The sequence below is a fragment of the Pseudomonas sp. B6(2017) genome, assembly GCF_002112765.1.
GTDB lineage: Bacteria > Pseudomonadota > Gammaproteobacteria > Pseudomonadales > Pseudomonadaceae > Aquipseudomonas > Aquipseudomonas piscis.
Window position 1 is genome coordinate 278,751 of the sequence record NZ_NEIQ01000001.1, and the last position, 16,180, is coordinate 294,930.

The following is a 16,180-nucleotide window of genomic DNA, read 5'->3' on the forward strand; positions in this document are numbered from 1 at the left end:
ACCTCAGCCCAGGACCAGGGTGTTCTTGATCTGCTGCCAATGCGCGGCTTCGGCGTCGCCGAGTTTCTGGGCCTTGACGTAGCTCATGGCGAGCATTTGCCGGGTGCCGGGTAGCACCAGCGCCAGCTGGTACTGGAATACGCGCTCCTTGCCCTTGGTGAACTGGCTGCGCAGCTCCATGGCCTGGATGTCCTTGGCTGGTCCCACCAGCACCGGCTGGGGTTCTTGCACACGCAGTTCCTGCACCTGCTGCTCCAGGCGTTGCAGCTGGCTGGCCAGGTTGCTCTCCAGGGTTTCGTCAGCGGCCAGCAGGCTGCGGCTGACGATCAGCGAAGTGCCCAGGGCCGGGAACTTGAGGATGTTGATCGAGGCGTCCTGCAGTTCGCCGGCTGGCGGCTGGAACTGCAGTTCATTGAGGCGATAGGTCATGACCCATGTGTCCTTTGATTAACCCTTGGGGGCGGGAAAGACCGCGTTGACCTTGGCAGTGATGGCGCCTTGTACGCCCTGGCCCTCGGTGGTGGTGCCCGGACCGCCGCCATTGTTCAGGTGCAGCACGCCGCCGGTATTGATCTGCGCGTCGCTGGAGGCGTGGACGCTGATGTTGACCCCACACAGGTTGATCTGGCCGCTGGCGTTGAGCTCCAGGATGCTGGCGCCGCAGACCAGGCGCAGGCGCTCGCCGACCTCGATCACGTAGCTCTGGCCGATGCTGTCGAGTTTCTTCTCGCCCACCGCCAGTTCATCCACGTGCCGGACGATGCGCACCCGCTTGTTGCCGATGGTCACGAACTCGTCGTGGCCGATGCTCTTGTTGCGGTTGTTGCCCACCGAGTGGCTCTCGTTGACCTCGACCACGATGTCCTGGTTGCGCTCGGCATGGATGTACAGCTGCTCGGCGCCCTTCTTGTCCTCCATGCGGATTTCGTTGAAGTTGGCCGGCGAGCCGCCCTTGCTCGAGCGGCTCTTCATGCCGCTCTGGGTGGCGTTGGCCGGCAGGTCGTAGGGCACGCTCTGCTCGGCGTTGTATACGCGGCCGGTGATGATCGGCCGGTCGGGGTCACCCTCGAGGAAACTGACGATGACTTCCTGGCCGATGCGCGGGATCTGCATCGAGCCCCAGTTCTTGCCGGCCCAGGCCTGGGACACGCGGATCCAGCAGGAGCTGTTTTCGTTGGACTGGTCATGGCGATCCCAGTGGAAGTGCACCTTGACCCGGCCGTACTGGTCGGTCCAGATCTCCTCGCCGGAAGGGCCCACCACCCGTGCGGTCTGCGGGCCCTGGACCAGCGGTTTGTGGGTGCTGGAAAGGGGCCGGAAGCTCTGCTGGGAGTCGATGCAGGTCAGGTGGCTTTCGAACTGCGCGCCACCGCCGCCGCCACCGCTTTCCAGGCTTTCCTGGACCACGTAGTAGCGGATGCCGACGATCAGGTACTCGCGGTTCTGGTCCTGGCGGCTGAAGCCGGTGAGGCTGAACAGGTTGCCCACTCCCAGGCCACGGGCGTTGCCGCTGAGCTCGATGCGCTCGTGCAGGCTTTGCAGGGCCTCGATGCGGGTCTGCGCATAGTGCTCGCCGTCGCTGCTCTGCACGTAGGTGCCGGGATAGTCGTACAGCGGGTAGTCGCCGGCGGTGTGCGGGCGCGGCATGGCCGAGCGTACATCGATTCGCGCGCTGGGCCGCTGGAAGTCGTAGTCGTTGAGCTCCAGGGAGCCGGGCTGGACTTCCTGGGCCAGGTGCCAGTCGAAGATATGGTCGCGCTCGCGCTGCTGTTCATCACGCGGGTAGTAGGGCACCGAGGCGTAGCCGGGCACGCTGCCGTGGGCACCGTAGGCGTCGGCGAGCACCAGCACATGGCGGTCCTTCTCGTGGCGGAAGAAGTAGTAGATGCCTTCCTGCTCCATCAACCGGCTGACGAAATCGAAGCTGGTCTCGCGGTACTGTACGCAGTATTCCCACTCGCGGTAGGGACGGCTCAGGGCGTCTTCGAAATCCGAGAAACCCAGGTCGCGGAACACCTGCTTGATGATCTGCGGAATGCTCAGGTTCTGGAAAATCCGGCAGTCGGAGGTGCGGCTGAGCAACCACAGCCAGGGCCGCAGCGTCACCTGGTAGCTGGCGAACTGGCCGGTGTCGACGTTCTGGCTGCAACGCGCCACGATGCCGTGGAAATGCCGCTGGCCGCCGCCGTCCAGTTGCACGCTCAAGCCCATGGGCTTGCCCAGAAGCTGGTTGAGGTCGATGGCCGCGTCGCTGGAAGTCAGCTGCAGCTGGTAGTCGAACAGGCGCCCCAGCTCCTCGCCGCCGCCCATGCTCTTGAGCAGCAGGACATCCGGGCCCAGGGGGCAGTTGACCTGCGCCAGTCGTGTGGATTGCTGAAATAGCATCGTCAGTCTCGTTGAGGGGGAAAGCAGCGGCAAGCTGCAAGTTGCTGGCTACAAGCCTGCCGCTGATGCTTAGTTTGGCTCGCTGAAGTCGTAGTGCAGTTCGTTGTCCCGCTGGCTGATGCGCACTCCGGCCAGGGCCTTGCCTTCGAGCATGCGCGTGAGGAACTCGCGGCTCATGTCCGGCAGCAGGCTGTTGGTCAGGATGGCGTCGATCATGCGGCCACCGCTTTCGGTCTCGGTGCAGCGCGAGACAATCAGGTCGACCACCGCGTCGTCGAAGTCGAAGCCCACCTTGTGGGTGCTCTCCACGCGCTTCTTGATCCGTCCCAGTTGCAGGCGGGTGATGGCCTTGAGCATCTCGTCGCTCAGCGGGTAATAGGGGATGGTCACCAGGCGGCCCAGCAGCGCCGGCGGGAAGATCTCCAGCAGCGGCTGGCGCAGGGCCTTGGCGATCTCTTCCGGCTCCGGCACGTCCTGCGGGTTCTTGCAGACATCGGCGATCAGCTCGGTACCCGCGTTGGTGGTGAGCAGGATCAGGGTGTTCTTGAAGTCGATCATGCGGCCTTCGCCGTCTTCCATGACGCCTTTGTCGAATACCTGGAAGAACATCTCGTGCACGTCCGGGTGGGCTTTTTCCACTTCATCCAGCAGCACCACGCTGTAGGGCTTGCGCCGCACCGCTTCGGTCAGCACGCCGCCTTCGCCGTAGCCGACGTAGCCGGGCGGGGCACCCTTGAGGGTGGACACGGTGTGGGCTTCCTGGAACTCGCTCATGTTGATGGTGATGACGTTTTGCTCGCCGCCGTACATGGCCTCGGCCAGGGCCAGGGCGGTCTCGGTCTTGCCCACCCCGGAGGTGCCGGCGAGCATGAACACGCCGATCGGCTTGTTGGGGTTGTCCAGGCCTGCGCGGGACGTCTGGATGCGCTTGGCGATCATCTGCAGGGCGTGGTCCTGACCGATGATGCGCTTCTTCAGGTGCTGGTCGAGGTTGAGCACGGTCTCGATTTCGTTGCGGGCCATGCGACCCACAGGAATCCCGGTCCAGTCGGCCACCACCGAGGCCACCGCCTGGTAGTCCACGGTCGGCAGGATCAGTGGGTTCTCGCCCTGCAGGGCGCTGAGGCGTTGTTGCAGGTCCACCAGCTTCTCGCGCAGGCCATGGCCTTCATCGCCCGCATCGCTGTCCACCAGGCCGACGTTCTCGCGCAGTTGGGCACGGGTGGCCAGCAACTCGTCCACCAGGGTCTTTTCTTCGCTCCAGCGGCTTTCCAGCTCGGCCAGGCGCTCACGCTCGGCGGCCAGCAGGTTCTCGCTGTTGACCTGGCGCTGGCCGATGGCGACGCCGATCGCCTGTTCCCGGGCGATGATCTGCAGCTCGGTTTCCAGGGCCTCGATGCGCCGGCGGCTGTCGTCCACCTCGGCCGGCACCGCATGCAGGCTGATGGCGACCCGGGCGCAGGCGGTGTCCAGCAGGCTCACCGATTTGTCCGGCAACTGGCGCGCCGGGATGTAGCGATGGGACAGCTTGACCGCCGCCTCCAGGGCTTCGTCGAGGATCTGCACCTGGTGGTGCTGTTCCATGGTCGAGGCCACGCCGCGCATCATCAACAGCGCCTTGTCTTCCGACGGCTCGGCCACTTGCACCACCTGGAAGCGCCGGGTCAGGGCCGGGTCCTTCTCGATGTGCTTCTTGTACTCGGCCCAGGTGGTGGCGGCCACGGTGCGCAGGGTGCCGCGGGCCAGGGCCGGCTTGAGCAGGTTGGCCGCGTCGCCGGTGCCGGCGGCGCCACCGGCACCGACCAGGGTGTGGGCTTCGTCGATGAACAGGATGATCGGCTTGGGCGAAGCCTGGACGTCCTCGATGACCTGGCGCAGGCGCTGTTCGAACTCGCCCTTCATGCTGGCGCCAGCCTGCAGCAGGCCGACATCGAGGCTACGCAGTTCGACGTCCTTGAGCGCCGGTGGCACGTCGCCGGCGACGATGCGCAGAGCGAAACCTTCGACCACGGCGGTCTTGCCCACCCCGGCCTCGCCGGTGAGGATCGGGTTGTTCTGCCGGCGGCGCATGAGGATGTCCACCAGCTGGCGGATCTCTTCGTCACGGCCGACGATGGGGTCGAGCTTGCCGCTGCGGGCCTGTTCGGTCAGGTCCACGGTGAAGCGCTTGAGGGCTTCCTGCTTGCCCAGGGCGCTGGGGGCCATGGCGCCGCTGGCTTCGCCGGGCACCGCGCCGGCATTGAAGCCGTCGCTGGCGGCCAGGGCGTTTTCCGGCGAGTCGCCGATGTATTCGTCGAAGCGTTCGGCCAGGGTCTCGACCTTGATCTTGTCGAACTCCTTGGACAGCCCCAGCAACGCATGGCGCAGGCTTGGGGTCTTGAGGATGCCGATCACCAGGTAGCCGGTGCGTACCTGGCTTTCGCCGAACATCAGGCTGCCGTAGACCCAACCGCGCTCCACCGCTTCCTCGACGTGGGACGACAGGTCGGTGATCGAGGTCGAACCCCGGGGCAGGCGGTCCAGGGCCTCGGTCAGGTCCTTGGCCAGGCGCGCCGGCTCCAGGTTGAACTGGCGGATGATGCGGTGCAGGTCCGAGTCCTGCAGCTGCAGCAACTGATGGAACCAGTGGGCCAGCTCCACATAGGGGTTGCCCCGCAACTTGCAGAAGACCGTGGCGGCTTCGATGGCTTTGTAGGCAACGCTGTTGAGTTTGCCGAACAGCGCCGCGCGACTGATTTCACCCATGCTCTGTGCTCCTTGGTGTTTGTGAGGTAGTGGCCTGATCGGCGTAGTGCCGGGCCAGAATGAGGTCTTCGGCATCGCTGCCGGGGCGCCCGAGCCAGGTGTTGAAACCCAGGCGCTGGCGGCCGTCGAGTTGCAGTTTGGGGACCTCGTCCTTGCGCAGGACCAGGTTCAGGTCCCAGTCCAGTTCGTGGCCCAGGTATTCGGCGACCCAGGCCACCAGTTCCTTGAACTGCTGGCCGTCGGGGAGCATCCCCAGGTAGTCGTCCAGCTTCAGCGGGCCGAGGCGGATGCGGAATTTGTGCTGGCGATCCCAGACATGGCTGCCCAGGCAGAAGTCCACTCCCAGCTGGTGGGCCTGGACCCCGACCCGGCTGCGCTCGGGCAACTCCAGCCATTGGCCGACGTATTCCTCGATCGCCACCGGCAGGCCGAAATACTCGCCGATGATCGCCCGCAGGCCATCGGGGTAGCGGGTCTGGGCCGAGAGGTGGCCGCTGTAGTGCAGCTTGGCGGTGTCGGCGATCAGCCCCTGCTTGAGCAGGCTTTGCATGCCCCGGCCGCTCAAGGCCGCCAGGCGCGCCGACCAGTAGTCGTCGTCCGGGCGGTCGTGGCTGACCGTTGGCCGGGCTTCGGCCCAGGCGCGATAGAACAGGCTCAGCAGGCGATGGTGGAACACGTCCAGGAAGCGCTTGCTGGTGCTGTCGGCGTTGTTGCGCTGGCGCTCGCGCACGTATTCGGTGAAGTGCAGCGGCATCGGCCCGTTGGGCCCGCCCAGGCCGAAGAAGAACTGTTCCAGGCGAGTGCTGGCGCCATCGTTGCCGGGGGTGACCGAAGCCAGGGTCGCCGGGGCGAAGGTGCAATCGGCCTGCTGGCCCAGGCGCAGCGGATCGTCCGCCAGGCGCAGGGAGTGACCGAAGCGCGGCAGTTGCGGCGACAGGCATTCGATACGCCGCAGGGCCTGGAAGAAGTCGTACTCCCAGGGCTCGGCGTGCATCGCCGCCAGCGTATTCAAAGAGTCGGACGACGTCCGGGCTTGGCTTTCCATCGCATGATCTCGCCGCGTTCGGTGGTACGGATCACCGTCTCGGTAAAACTGTTGATCGACACGTAGCGTGCCAGGAAGCGTTCGAACACTGCCCCGAGCAGGAACACCCCGGTGCCGCGAAACGCGTTTTCATCGAATTCCAGGGTGATCTCCAGGCCCCGTCCGAAGACGATCGGCCCGGGCATCGGCAGGCGCCGGGTCACCGCCTTGCTGCTGACTTCGCGCAGGCCTTCGATCTGTAACTGCAGGGCCGCGTCGTTGCTGTCGCCATACAAGCGCAGCAATTCGCGCAGGGCCGCCGCGCCCTGGCCCTGCTCGGCGAGCGACAGGTAGTTCAGCGACAACTGGCTGATCAGGCGCCAGGCCTTGCCGTCATGGGCGTGGCTGGGACGTGGCCGGCTCGGTCCGGCCAGGCAGCGGATGGCCTGCACCGGGGCGCTGTCGGCCAGGGTGAAGTCGGTCTTGCCGCTGCCCACGTTCATGAACAGCGGCAGGTCGCGGTTGGTGCACAGGGCGCTGACCCCGAGCTGGCGCAGGTCATGGCGATAGGGCGCCTGCTGGCTGTCCACCAGGCTGACGAAGGATTCGCTGCCGATGTAGGTCGAGCGCGGGCCGTTGCGGCGTTGGTCGCTGGACAGCACCCGGGGCTCGCGCCGCAGGATGTAGTAGGCCTGGTCGCGGCCGTAGCGTGACGGGTCGCGCACCGCATAGAACGGCAGGAACGGCTGCTCCGGCCCCGTGCCGTGGCCGCTGAGGGTGCTCAGCGAGTGCACTTCATAGTCCATCGGCCGGGTACGGTCGGCGATCACATGGTGCTCGTTGACCCGGTCGGACAAGTGGATACGGTCCAGGCGCTTGGGAAACAGGTTGATCGCCGGGGTGCAGAAGGGCACGAACTGGCTGCTGCCGACGCTGCCTTCCAGGCTCTGCTCGAAGCGCTCGAACAGCACGATCAGCTCCAGCTCCTGGCCGGCACAGCGCTGGACGGCGCGGCCCAGCTGGGCGAACTCGACGAACAGGAAGCGGTTGGGCAGGGCGAAGTATTCCTGCAGCAGGCGGTAGCCCTGGAACGCCTGGGGCACCACGGGCAGCGCCGCATCGCGATCGTCGAAACCCCGCGAGCGCAGGGCGTCCTGGGGCAGGCGTTCGACCCAGTCGCCGCCCGGAGCCCGGGCGAAGATCGCGCAAGCGTTGCCCAGCAGTTGTTCGTAGAGACGGAACGGCAGCTCGTCGTTGCCGTTCAGGTACAGCGGCAGCTCGTCCAGGGCCAGGCTGCAAAATGGCAGCTCGGCACCGGTGCGCAGGGTCAGGCGCAGCCCGGCCTTGGCCTTGGGCTCGCTGGCGGCCAGGCGCCCGAGCACCGCCGAGGGGTTGCCGAAGTATTCGGCCTGGCTCACCTGCAGCGGCCACAGGGTCACCGGGTGGGCGGTGCGGTATTCGCAGCAGGTCTGGGTGTCGCGACCCAGGGCCGCGCGCAGGCTGGTGCCACGCTCCAGGGTGAAGCCGCTGCCCAGGCTGCCTTCATCGGGATCGGCCTGCAGTTGCACCACGGTCATCGACGGGGTCGGCGCCAGGTAGTGCGGGTAGGCGATCTCCAGCAGGTTATGGGTGAAGGTCGGGTATTCGGCATCGAGCTTGAGTTGTACCCGTGCCGCCAGGTAGGCGAAGCCTTCCAGCAGGCGCTCGACATACGGGTCGGCGCAGTCCATGCCCGACAGGGTCAGGCGGCTGGCGATCTTCGGGTATTCCTTGGCGAACTCCGCGGCGCTCTCGCGCACGTGGTGCAGTTCCTGGTTGTACAGGTCCAGCAGGCGCGGGTTCATGAGCGCCTCCGGGAGTCGCCCTGGACCACCCGGACATGTCCGGATTCCAGGTCCATGTCGGTTTGCAGCAACAGGCGCAGGGGCATCGGCTGTGCCCACAGGTCGCCTTCGATCTCGAAACTCAGGGCGTTGTGGTTCATCTCGCCAGGCGCGGTGCGCGCACGGACCCGCAAGGTGTTGCGCAGGATCCGCGGTTCGAAGGTGGCGATGGCCTGGTGGATCAGGTTCTCCAGGGCCGGTATATCGATGCTCGACGCGCTGTACCCGGCCAGGGCCGGCAGGCCGTAGTTGACCACCGAGGTGCCGGCGGGGGTGTGCAGGGTGGCGTCGGCTTCGAGCAATGAGGTGGTATTGAGCAGCCAGGCGAGATCGCGCAGGACCGAGGCCTTGAGCTGGCTCAGGGACAGGACGCGCTTGTCCGGGCTTTCTTTCAGGTTGCCGGGTTCGTCGTCGGTCAGACGATCCAGCAGGGAAGGTTGCAAGCGATCGCGGGCGGCGATGTCGGTTACCACGGGGTTCGCTCCAGGATCGGATTGCGCAGGCAGGACGTCAGGAAAATGAATGCAGCCTCAAAACGCGCCAACCTGTAGCCGCTGTCGCAGGCCACCAGACCCGGGACGTTGCCCGGGCCGGTTGCCTGCGATGCGGCCGCAGTGGATCAGCGCTTGGTGTTCGAGCGGATGTTCCAGCCGTACTTGATCGGGCCGCCGTCCTTGGTGCCGTCGGCTTTCTGCGGCTGGTACTCGACCGCCACCTGGGCGAAGTTCAAGGTGATGTTTTCGGTCAGGCGATCATCGCTGCCCGAACCGCCGGTGCTCAGGGAAGTGATCAGCACTTCTTCCAGGTCGATGATCATGTACTCGACCTGGCTTTCACCGCCGGCCTTGCGCACGGTCAGGCGCACCTTGTCGATGTGCTTGCCGCTGGAGCAATGCATCATCAGGTTCGGCGAAGCCTTGTCGACGTACTTGGTCAGCGACAGGTCCTGGATGTTGACCTTGCCCGCGCCACCGCCACCGCCTACGTGCATGTTGCCGGACTGGGACATGCCCCAGCTCCAGTTCAGCACGTCGATTTCGTCCTTGTGGGCTTTGTCCATGGACTCGCCCTTGATGTCACCGATCTTGATGAAAATATCAACAGCCATGTTTTCTCCCTGTGTGGCCCTTGCCACGATGTTTGTTCAGCTTGGCGGCCGCTGCCGGCGTTCGGGCAGTGGCCGCTAGTTGGGGTGTCAGGCGCCTTTTGCCGATGGCAGCTTGGAAACCAGGCGCAGCGAAACGGTCAGTCCTTCGAGCTGGTAGTGCGGGCGCAGGAAGAACTTGGAGTTGTAGTAGCCCGGGTTGCCCTCGACTTCCTCGACCACCACTTCCGCCGCGGCCAGCGGGTGCTGGGCCTTGGTGGTCTCGGTGGAGTGCGCCGGGTCGCCATCGACGTAGTTGAGGATCCAGTCCTGCAACCAGCGCTGCATCTCGTCCTTCTCTTTGAAGGAGCCGATCTTGTCGCGCACGATGCACTTGAGGTAGTGGGCGAAGCGGCAGGTGGCGAACAGGTACGGCAGGCGCGCGGCCAGGTTGGCGTTGGCGGTGGCGTCCGGATCGTCGTACTCGGCCGGTTTCTGCAGCGACTGGGCGCCGATGAAGGCCGCAAAGTCGGTGTTCTTCTTGTGCAGCAGCGGCATGAAGCCGTTCTTGGCCAGTTCCGCCTCGCGCCGGTCGGAGATGGCGATCTCGGTCGGGCACTTCATGTCCACGCCACCGTCGTCGGTGGGGAAGGTGTGCGCCGGCAGGTTCTCTACCTCGCCGCCGGACTCCACGCCGCGGATCCGCGAGCACCAGCCGAAATGCTTGAACGAACGGTTGATGTTCACCGCCATGGCGTAGGCCGCGTTGGCCCAGGTGTACTTGGAGCTGTCGGCGCCGTCGGTGTTTTCTTCGAAGGCGAAGGCTTCCACCGGGTCGGTCTTGGCGCCGTAAGGCAGGCGTGCCAGGAAGCGCGGCATGGTCAGGCCGATGTAGCGCGAGTCTTCCGATTCACGCAGGGAGCGCCAGCCGGCGTATTCCGGGGTGGTGAAGATCTTGGTCAGGTCCCGTGGGTTGGACAGTTCCTGCCACGAGCCCATGCCCATCACGGTCGGCGAAGCCGCGGAGATGAACGGCGCGTGCATGGCCGCGCAGACCTTGGACAGCTCGCCCAGCAGCTCGACATCCGGTGGCGACTGGTCGAAGTAGTAGTCGCCCACCAGGCAGCCGTAGGGCTCGCCGCCGAACTGGCCGTATTCCTCTTCGTACATCTTCTTGAACATCGGGCTCTGGTCCCAGGCCGTGCCCTTGAATTTCTTCAGGGTCTTGTGCAGCTCCGGCTTGGAGATGTTGAGCACGCGGATCTTCAGTTGCTCGTCGGTCTCGGTGTTGTTGACCAGGTAGTGCAGGCCGCGCCAGGCGCTTTCCAGCTGCTGGAATTCCGGGTGGTGGATCACCTGGTTGACCTGGGCGGTGAGCTTGGCGTCGATGGCCGCGATGATCGATTCGATCGACTTGATCGCGTCGTTGGACACCAGGTCGGTCTGCGCCAGGGCCTGTTCGGCCAGGGTGCGGACCGCGGTTTCCACGGCTTCGCGAGCGCGTTCGGTCTTGGGCTTGAACTCTTGCAGCAGCAGCGAGGCGAATTCGCTGGCCTGTTCGGTGGCGCCGGGTTGGGCCTGATTGTCACGCATCAATTCGGTCATGATCGTTGGTCCTGATTAAGCGTTAGGCTCGGAGTCCACAGGCTTTGGCGCACTCGCCAGGGCCTGGAGCAACGCCGGATCCTTGATGGCTTTCATGATGATTTCTTCGGCGCCGGTCTTGCCGTCCATGTAGGTCAGCAGGTTGGCCAGCTGGGTACGGGCTTCCAGCAGCTGGTTCAGCGAGTCGACCTTGCGCGCCACCGCCGCAGGGCTGAAGTCGTCCATGCTCTCGAAGGTGATGTCCAGGCTCAGGTTGCCTTCGCCGGTCAGCTCGTTGGGCACGTGGAACGCCACCCGTGGCTTCATCGCCTTGAGGCGCGAGTCGAAGTTGTCGACGTCGATTTCCAGGAACTTGCGGTCGGCCACGGCGGCCAGGGGCTCGGCCGGCTTGCCCGCCAGATCGGCCATGACACCCATGACGAAGGGCAGCTGGACCTTTTTCTCGGCGCCGTAGAGTTCGACGTCGTATTCGATCTGTACCCGGGGCGCGCGGTTGCGCGCGATGAACTTCTGAGAACTTTGCTTCGCCACGTTGTGCTCCTGGTCGCTGCTGCGACGGTGTTGGCGTCGGTCGGTGATTGCCGTTGACGTTACTGTTCGGTCCGTCCGCGATTAGTCGGATTCGGGACCGCGCAGGTTTTCAAATTGGGACATGCCGTCGGGGATCAGGTTGCGCACGATGGCCGCGAAGTCGGCGTTGACCAGGTTCTTGGCCCGGTTGAGCAAAACCGGCAACGGGCTCGAAGGCTCGTGGCGGCTGTAGTAGGCCAGTAGCCGGTCGAGGCTGCGCAGCACGTCGTCGCGGCTGTTGATCTCCCCCGACACCCGGGGCTGGGCCGGCGCCGTGGGGGCGCTGGGCTCTTGGCCGGGTGCTGGCTCGACCTCGGCTTCGGCGGGGCTGTCGGCCGCCTGCGCAGCGTGCTGGCCCAGCACCTGCAACGCCAGGCGCAGCGGTTGCTTGAGGGCGCTGAGGTCCACGCCACTGGCGGAGCCGACCTGTTCGCTGACCTGCTTTTCGATGGACTCGACCGCCGAGCGAGCGCTGCTCAAGGCGTGGCGAATGGCATCCAGGTGCTCCGGGTCGCTGTCTTGCAGCGCACCGGCCAGATGGTCGGAGCCCAGGCTCTCGCCGGAAAAATGCTGCAAGCCGGCCGCATTCAGGGCGGCCCGCACGCTGACCGGGCCGAAGGTCCGGGAACGGGTGAGGATGGCGTCGCGCAGCAGGCCGATGGTGGTATCGGAAGCCAGGCCGGCGAGGGCGTTGATACGGACGGTAGGGTCGTTGTCGTCGTCGGCGTCCAGGCGTGGATGCAGTTGCTCCCAGTAGTCGCGCAACAGGCCGTCGATCAGCTCGAGGCTGGTGGCCAGGCCCGGCAGGCCTTCGAGGGCCAGGGTGCTCTGGAGCAGGAAATGGGTGATGCGCAGGTCCTTGCTGCGAGACAGCAAGTCCAGGCTCTGCTGCTGGATGCCGCGCCACTCCGGCGGTTCGGCCGGAAGGATCGAGTCGCCCATGCTGCGCTCGGGCTGGCCCTGGGCGGACCGCTCCAGATGCAAGAAATCCGCGTCGTATTCCAGGTCTTCGCCACAAGGCGAAGTTGCTGAAATCGCAGCGAGCAACATCGGTACATCCACCTGGTTCGATCTCCCTATCGGCCTGCAGGACAGTCAGGCAGTTAATGCACTAGTTAATTGTGAACTCGCGCACATTTCTTGGTTTATATAGACTCTTTGATACTAGTGAGCCATCATCCGTGTTCAAGAAGTTGTGCATTTTTGGTGTAGTACTTGTGCCTTGTCAAGGTAAGCTATTCACCTTGCATGACAGTGATATGTCGCCTTACTTGGCCCCCTGACCGAAGGGTCAAATCGAGGGCGTAAGAAAGGCTTTTGTCATCTGTGTCGGTTAGGTTGAGCGAACGTGCTGTGAACTGTGCGATTTAAGGGATTTTTGCGGGCTTTTCATCTTTTTACGGAACTTTTTACCCAACGCCGGTTCGCACGCGGATGTACAGCAAGGAGGCGCGATGTCGCTGTGTTTGACTATCACTAGTTATCATAAGATTACCCCCGGTCAATGCCCTGAGAAACTAATGAACCAGGGAGTGATGGCAATTGGCCGTAGTTCTGATAACGATTGGGTACTTCCCGATCCCGAGCGCTTAGTCTCCGCGCGACATTGCGTCATCCAATACAAGGATGGCCGCTATTACTTGACCGATAACAGTACTAATGGTGTGGAGTTAGTCCGCGCCGGTATCCGCATGCGCCGAGGCGCCAGCGAGCTGCTGGAAGATGGCGAGGTCATTCGGATCGGCGATTACGAGATCAGCGCGCGAATCGATTTCAGCATGAGCCGGTCCCAGGCCGAGGTTTTCGCCGGGGACAACGCCAATAGCTTCGAGGCGCTGATGGGGCGCCAGGCGGCGCCGCCGACGCCGCTCGAGCCGATCTCCATGGCGCCGGTGGCGCACTTCCAGGGCGCTTCGGCCCAGGACACCTTTCCCGATCTGTTCGACTTCCTGGCCCCGGGCGCGACCCCGCCGGCGACCCAGCCCGACCATGTCCCTGCCGAGCAGCACGACTTCCGGCCGCCGACGCCTACCGCCATTCCCCAGCCGCTGCCCCAGGTGCCGCCGGTGGCGCCAGCGCCCCAAGGGGTGGGGATGATCCCGGAAGACTGGGACCTGTTCGCCGAGACGCCGTCCAGGCCGGCGCCCGCACCGCTGCCCGAGGCCGCCCCGCCAGTGCCGCCGGCGGCGACGCCGTTCCCTGATATCGGCGAGTTCGCCACGCCATTCGAGGAGTCGCAACCCGTGGCCGTTGCGCCAGTCGCACCTGTTGCACCTGTTGCACCTGTTGCACCTGTTGCACCTGTTGCCGCTCCTGCCGCCCCGGTCGCTTCGCCGGCCACCGCGCCAGCCGGCGAGCCGCTGCCGCCAGCCGACCTGCTGCAAGCGTTCCTGCGTGGCGCTGGCCTGGAACATTTGCGTATCGATCCGCAACAGGCCGCGGCGCAGATGGAAAGCCTGGGCCGCAGTTATCGGCTGATGGTCGAGGGGCTGATCGACGTGTTGCGTGCCCGCAGTAGCCTCAAGGGCGAATTTCGCATGCAGCAGACGATGATCCGCCCAGTGGAGAACAACCCGCTGAAGTTCGCGCCGAATGTCGACGAGGCGATGCTTTTGCTGCTGCGTCACAGCAGCCAGGCGTTCATGGCCCCGGACCAGGCGGTGCAGGACAGCTTCGACGATTTGCGTGCCCACCAGCTGGCGGTCATGGCCGGCGTGGAAGCGGCCATCAAGCACCTGCTCGGGCGTTTCGAGCCCAGCGAACTGGAAGCCCGCATGAGCAAGCCCGGCGGCCTGGGCAACCTCTTCGGCGGTTCGCGCCAGGCGCAGAACTGGCAGCAGTTCACCGCGCTCTACAAGCAGATTTCCCAGGAGGCCCAGGATGATTTCCAGGACCTCTTCGGTCGCGAGTTCAGTCGCGCCTACGAAGAACACACCCATCGGTTGCGCCGCTCCTGAGCGCCCCTGGAAACCCCCAGACACGGATACACGGACAGCTGACACGTCATTGAGGACGCAGGATGATTCAACGATTACTGACATTGGTCGCCATGCTGGTACTGGCGGCTTGTGCCAAGGACACCCCGCTACCAGCGGCCGATCCGGCCAAGGACGGTCCCGGCGCCACCTCGGTGGAGCTGCATTTCCAGGCCACGCCCGGGCTCAATCCCAGCCCTGACGGCAGCAGCACGCCGGTGCGGGTACGGATCTTCGAACTGAAGAACCCCGCGGCCTTCATGCGTGCCGATTACTTCGCCCTGGCGGAGCGCGCCCCGGCGACCCTCGGCCCCGACCTGATCGACCAGGACGAAGTGCTGGTCCAGCCGGGCGATCAGTTCACCCTCAAGCGCACCCTGGACCCGGCCACTCGCCAGGTCGGCCTGCTGGTGGGCTTTCGCGAGATCGACCGGGCCCAGTGGCGGGTCAGCGTCAATACCGCGGCACACCTGAACAACGCATATCAGATCAGCCTCGACCTGCGCGCGGTCAGCGCCGAACTCGCGGCGTCCCCATCCAGCCCCGCCCAATAGGCAATCGGAGCAACCATGTCCTGGAACAATCGAGTGGTCTGGTCGGAAGGCATGTTCATTGGAACCCAGCACTTCCAGCAGCACGACCGTTACCTGGAGAACCTCATCGACGCCCGCAGTCGTCCGCTGGCGACCGGCGCCTGGGGGTTTTCCGAGCTGCGTATCGACCAGGGCCTGCTGGCCCAGGGCAAGCTGGCGATCATCAGCGCCCGTGGCCTGTTGCCCGACGGCACGCCGTTCAACATTCCCCATGACGACCTGGCGCCGAGCCCGCTGAGCATCGACGACAACCTGCGCGATGGCCTGGTGTACCTGGCCCTGCCGCTCAAGCGCGCGGGCGCCCGGGACACCGTGGACGAAGGCGAGGAGCTGGGCGGGGCGCGCTACCTGAGCCAGGTGCGCGAGGTGCGTGACGATAACGCCGCCTTCGAAAACCGCGCGCCGGTGGCCGTGGGGTCACGGGCCCTGCGCCTGCTCACGGCCCAGGACGGCTTGAGCGACTACGCCGCCGTCGGCGTGGTGCGGATCAAGGAAAAGCGTGCCGACCGCGCCCTGGTGCTGGACGACAGCTACATCCCGCCGTTGCTGGATGTGGCGGCTTCCAAGCCGTTGAGCGCCTTTCGCAGCGAGCTGCTGGGGCTGCTGCACCAGCGTGGCGAGGCCCTGGCCGGACGCGTGGTGGCCTCGGGGGCCGGTGGCGCTTCGGAAATCGCCGACTTCATGCTGTTGCAACTGGTCAACCGCGCACAGCCGTTGATCAGCCACCTGAACCAGATCAGCCCGCTGCATCCGGAGCGCTTTTATAGCGAACTGGTGGGCCTGGCCGGCGAGTTCTCGACCTTCTCCAACAGCAGCCGGCGTCCGGCGGAATACCCGCAGTACCAGCATGACGAGCTGGCGCTGAGCTACGCCCCGGTCATGCAGGCGCTGCGCGAGGCCCTGTCGATGCTGATCGACAGCAAGGCCACGCCGATCCCGATCGTCGAGAAGGCCTACGGTGTGCACGTGGCGATGCTGGCCGACCGGACCTTGCTGGACAACGCCAGCTTCATCCTGGTGGTGCGCGCCGACGTGCCCGGCGAGACCCTGCGCGGGCGTTTCGCCCAGCAGAGCAAGGTCGGTTCGGTGGAGCACATCCGCGACCTGGTCAACCTGCAACTGCCGGGCATCGGCCTGCTGCCGCTGCCGGTGGCGCCACGCCAGTTGCCGTATCACGCGGGTTCGACCTACTACGAACTCGACCGTGGTAGCGAGCACTGGAAGCAGCTGGCCCATTCCGGTGGTTTCGCCTTCCACGTCGCAGGGGAATTCCCGGGGTTGAACCTGGCCTTCTGGGCCATTCGAGGATAAGTCGC

The 16,180-nt window shown here is 65.2% G+C and carries 13 protein-coding genes; 3 read left to right on the top strand and 10 right to left on the bottom strand.

The genetic code is table 11. The features are described from left to right. Positions 1–3: 3 nt before the first annotated feature. The 10 genes from CAG11_RS01365 to tssA form a co-directional block, all read right to left on the bottom strand. Entirely contained in the window at positions 4–429 is a 426-nt protein-coding gene (locus tag CAG11_RS01365; protein ID WP_085594169.1) for a DcrB-related protein, read from the bottom strand. Positions 430–447: 18 nt separating this feature from the next. Further along, complete coding sequence (locus CAG11_RS01370; protein ID WP_085594171.1) at positions 448–2,385, bottom strand: type VI secretion system tip protein VgrG; 1,938 nt, start codon at positions 2,383–2,385, stop codon at positions 448–450. Positions 2,386–2,454: 69 nt separating this feature from the next. After that, positions 2,455–5,130 carry a type VI secretion system ATPase TssH gene (tssH, locus tag CAG11_RS01375; RefSeq protein WP_085594173.1) on the bottom strand — a complete coding sequence of 892 codons (2,676 nt, stop codon included), beginning with the start codon at positions 5,128–5,130 and terminating at the stop codon, positions 2,455–2,457. Next, positions 5,123–6,175: a type VI secretion system baseplate subunit TssG gene (tssG, locus tag CAG11_RS01380; RefSeq protein ID WP_085594175.1), complete on the bottom strand. Its 1,053-nt coding sequence runs from the start codon at positions 6,173–6,175 to the stop codon at positions 5,123–5,125. Before tssG ends, tssH begins: the two co-directional genes overlap by 8 nt. Continuing rightward, positions 6,139–7,998, bottom strand: coding sequence for a type VI secretion system baseplate subunit TssF (gene tssF / locus CAG11_RS01385; protein ID WP_085594177.1), 1,860 nt, complete (start codon positions 7,996–7,998; stop codon positions 6,139–6,141). Before tssF ends, tssG begins: the two co-directional genes overlap by 37 nt. Continuing rightward, the gene (tssE, locus tag CAG11_RS01390; protein WP_022641871.1) at positions 7,995–8,510 is read right to left on the bottom strand and encodes a type VI secretion system baseplate subunit TssE; all 516 of its coding nucleotides are present in this window, start codon (positions 8,508–8,510) and stop codon (positions 7,995–7,997) included. Before tssE ends, tssF begins: the two co-directional genes overlap by 4 nt. A 146-nt stretch (positions 8,511–8,656) precedes the next feature. Then, complete coding sequence (locus CAG11_RS01395; RefSeq protein ID WP_022641870.1) at positions 8,657–9,145, bottom strand: type VI secretion system tube protein Hcp; 489 nt, start codon at positions 9,143–9,145, stop codon at positions 8,657–8,659. 87 nt (positions 9,146–9,232) lie between these two features. Then, on the bottom strand, positions 9,233–10,726 hold the full coding sequence (gene tssC, locus CAG11_RS01400; protein WP_022641869.1) for a type VI secretion system contractile sheath large subunit: 1,494 nt from the start codon (positions 10,724–10,726) through the stop codon (positions 9,233–9,235). A 15-nt stretch (positions 10,727–10,741) separates the two neighbouring features. Then, positions 10,742–11,257, bottom strand: coding sequence for a type VI secretion system contractile sheath small subunit (gene tssB, locus CAG11_RS01405; protein WP_022641868.1), 516 nt, complete (start codon positions 11,255–11,257; stop codon positions 10,742–10,744). Between the two features lie 81 nt (positions 11,258–11,338). Next, complete coding sequence (gene tssA, locus CAG11_RS01410; RefSeq protein ID WP_085594179.1) at positions 11,339–12,358, bottom strand: type VI secretion system protein TssA; 1,020 nt, start codon at positions 12,356–12,358, stop codon at positions 11,339–11,341. 392 nt (positions 12,359–12,750) lie between these two features. Here tssA and tagH point away from each other — a divergent pair, with 392 nt between their 5' ends. The 3 genes from tagH to tssK all read left to right on the top strand — a co-directional run bounded on the left by tagH (position 12,751) and on the right by tssK (position 16,175). Next, entirely contained in the window at positions 12,751–14,253 is a 1,503-nt protein-coding gene (tagH, locus tag CAG11_RS01415) for a type VI secretion system-associated FHA domain protein TagH (protein WP_085594181.1), read from the top strand. A gap of 62 nt (positions 14,254–14,315) precedes the next feature. Beyond that, positions 14,316–14,825, top strand: coding sequence for a type VI secretion system lipoprotein TssJ (gene tssJ / locus CAG11_RS01420; RefSeq protein WP_085594183.1), 510 nt, complete (start codon positions 14,316–14,318; stop codon positions 14,823–14,825). A gap of 15 nt (positions 14,826–14,840) precedes the next feature. Continuing rightward, positions 14,841–16,175 (top strand): type VI secretion system baseplate subunit TssK, encoded by a 1,335-nt coding sequence (tssK, locus tag CAG11_RS01425; protein WP_085594185.1) that lies wholly within the window; start codon positions 14,841–14,843, stop codon positions 16,173–16,175. The last annotated feature ends 5 nt before the right edge of the window (positions 16,176–16,180 follow it).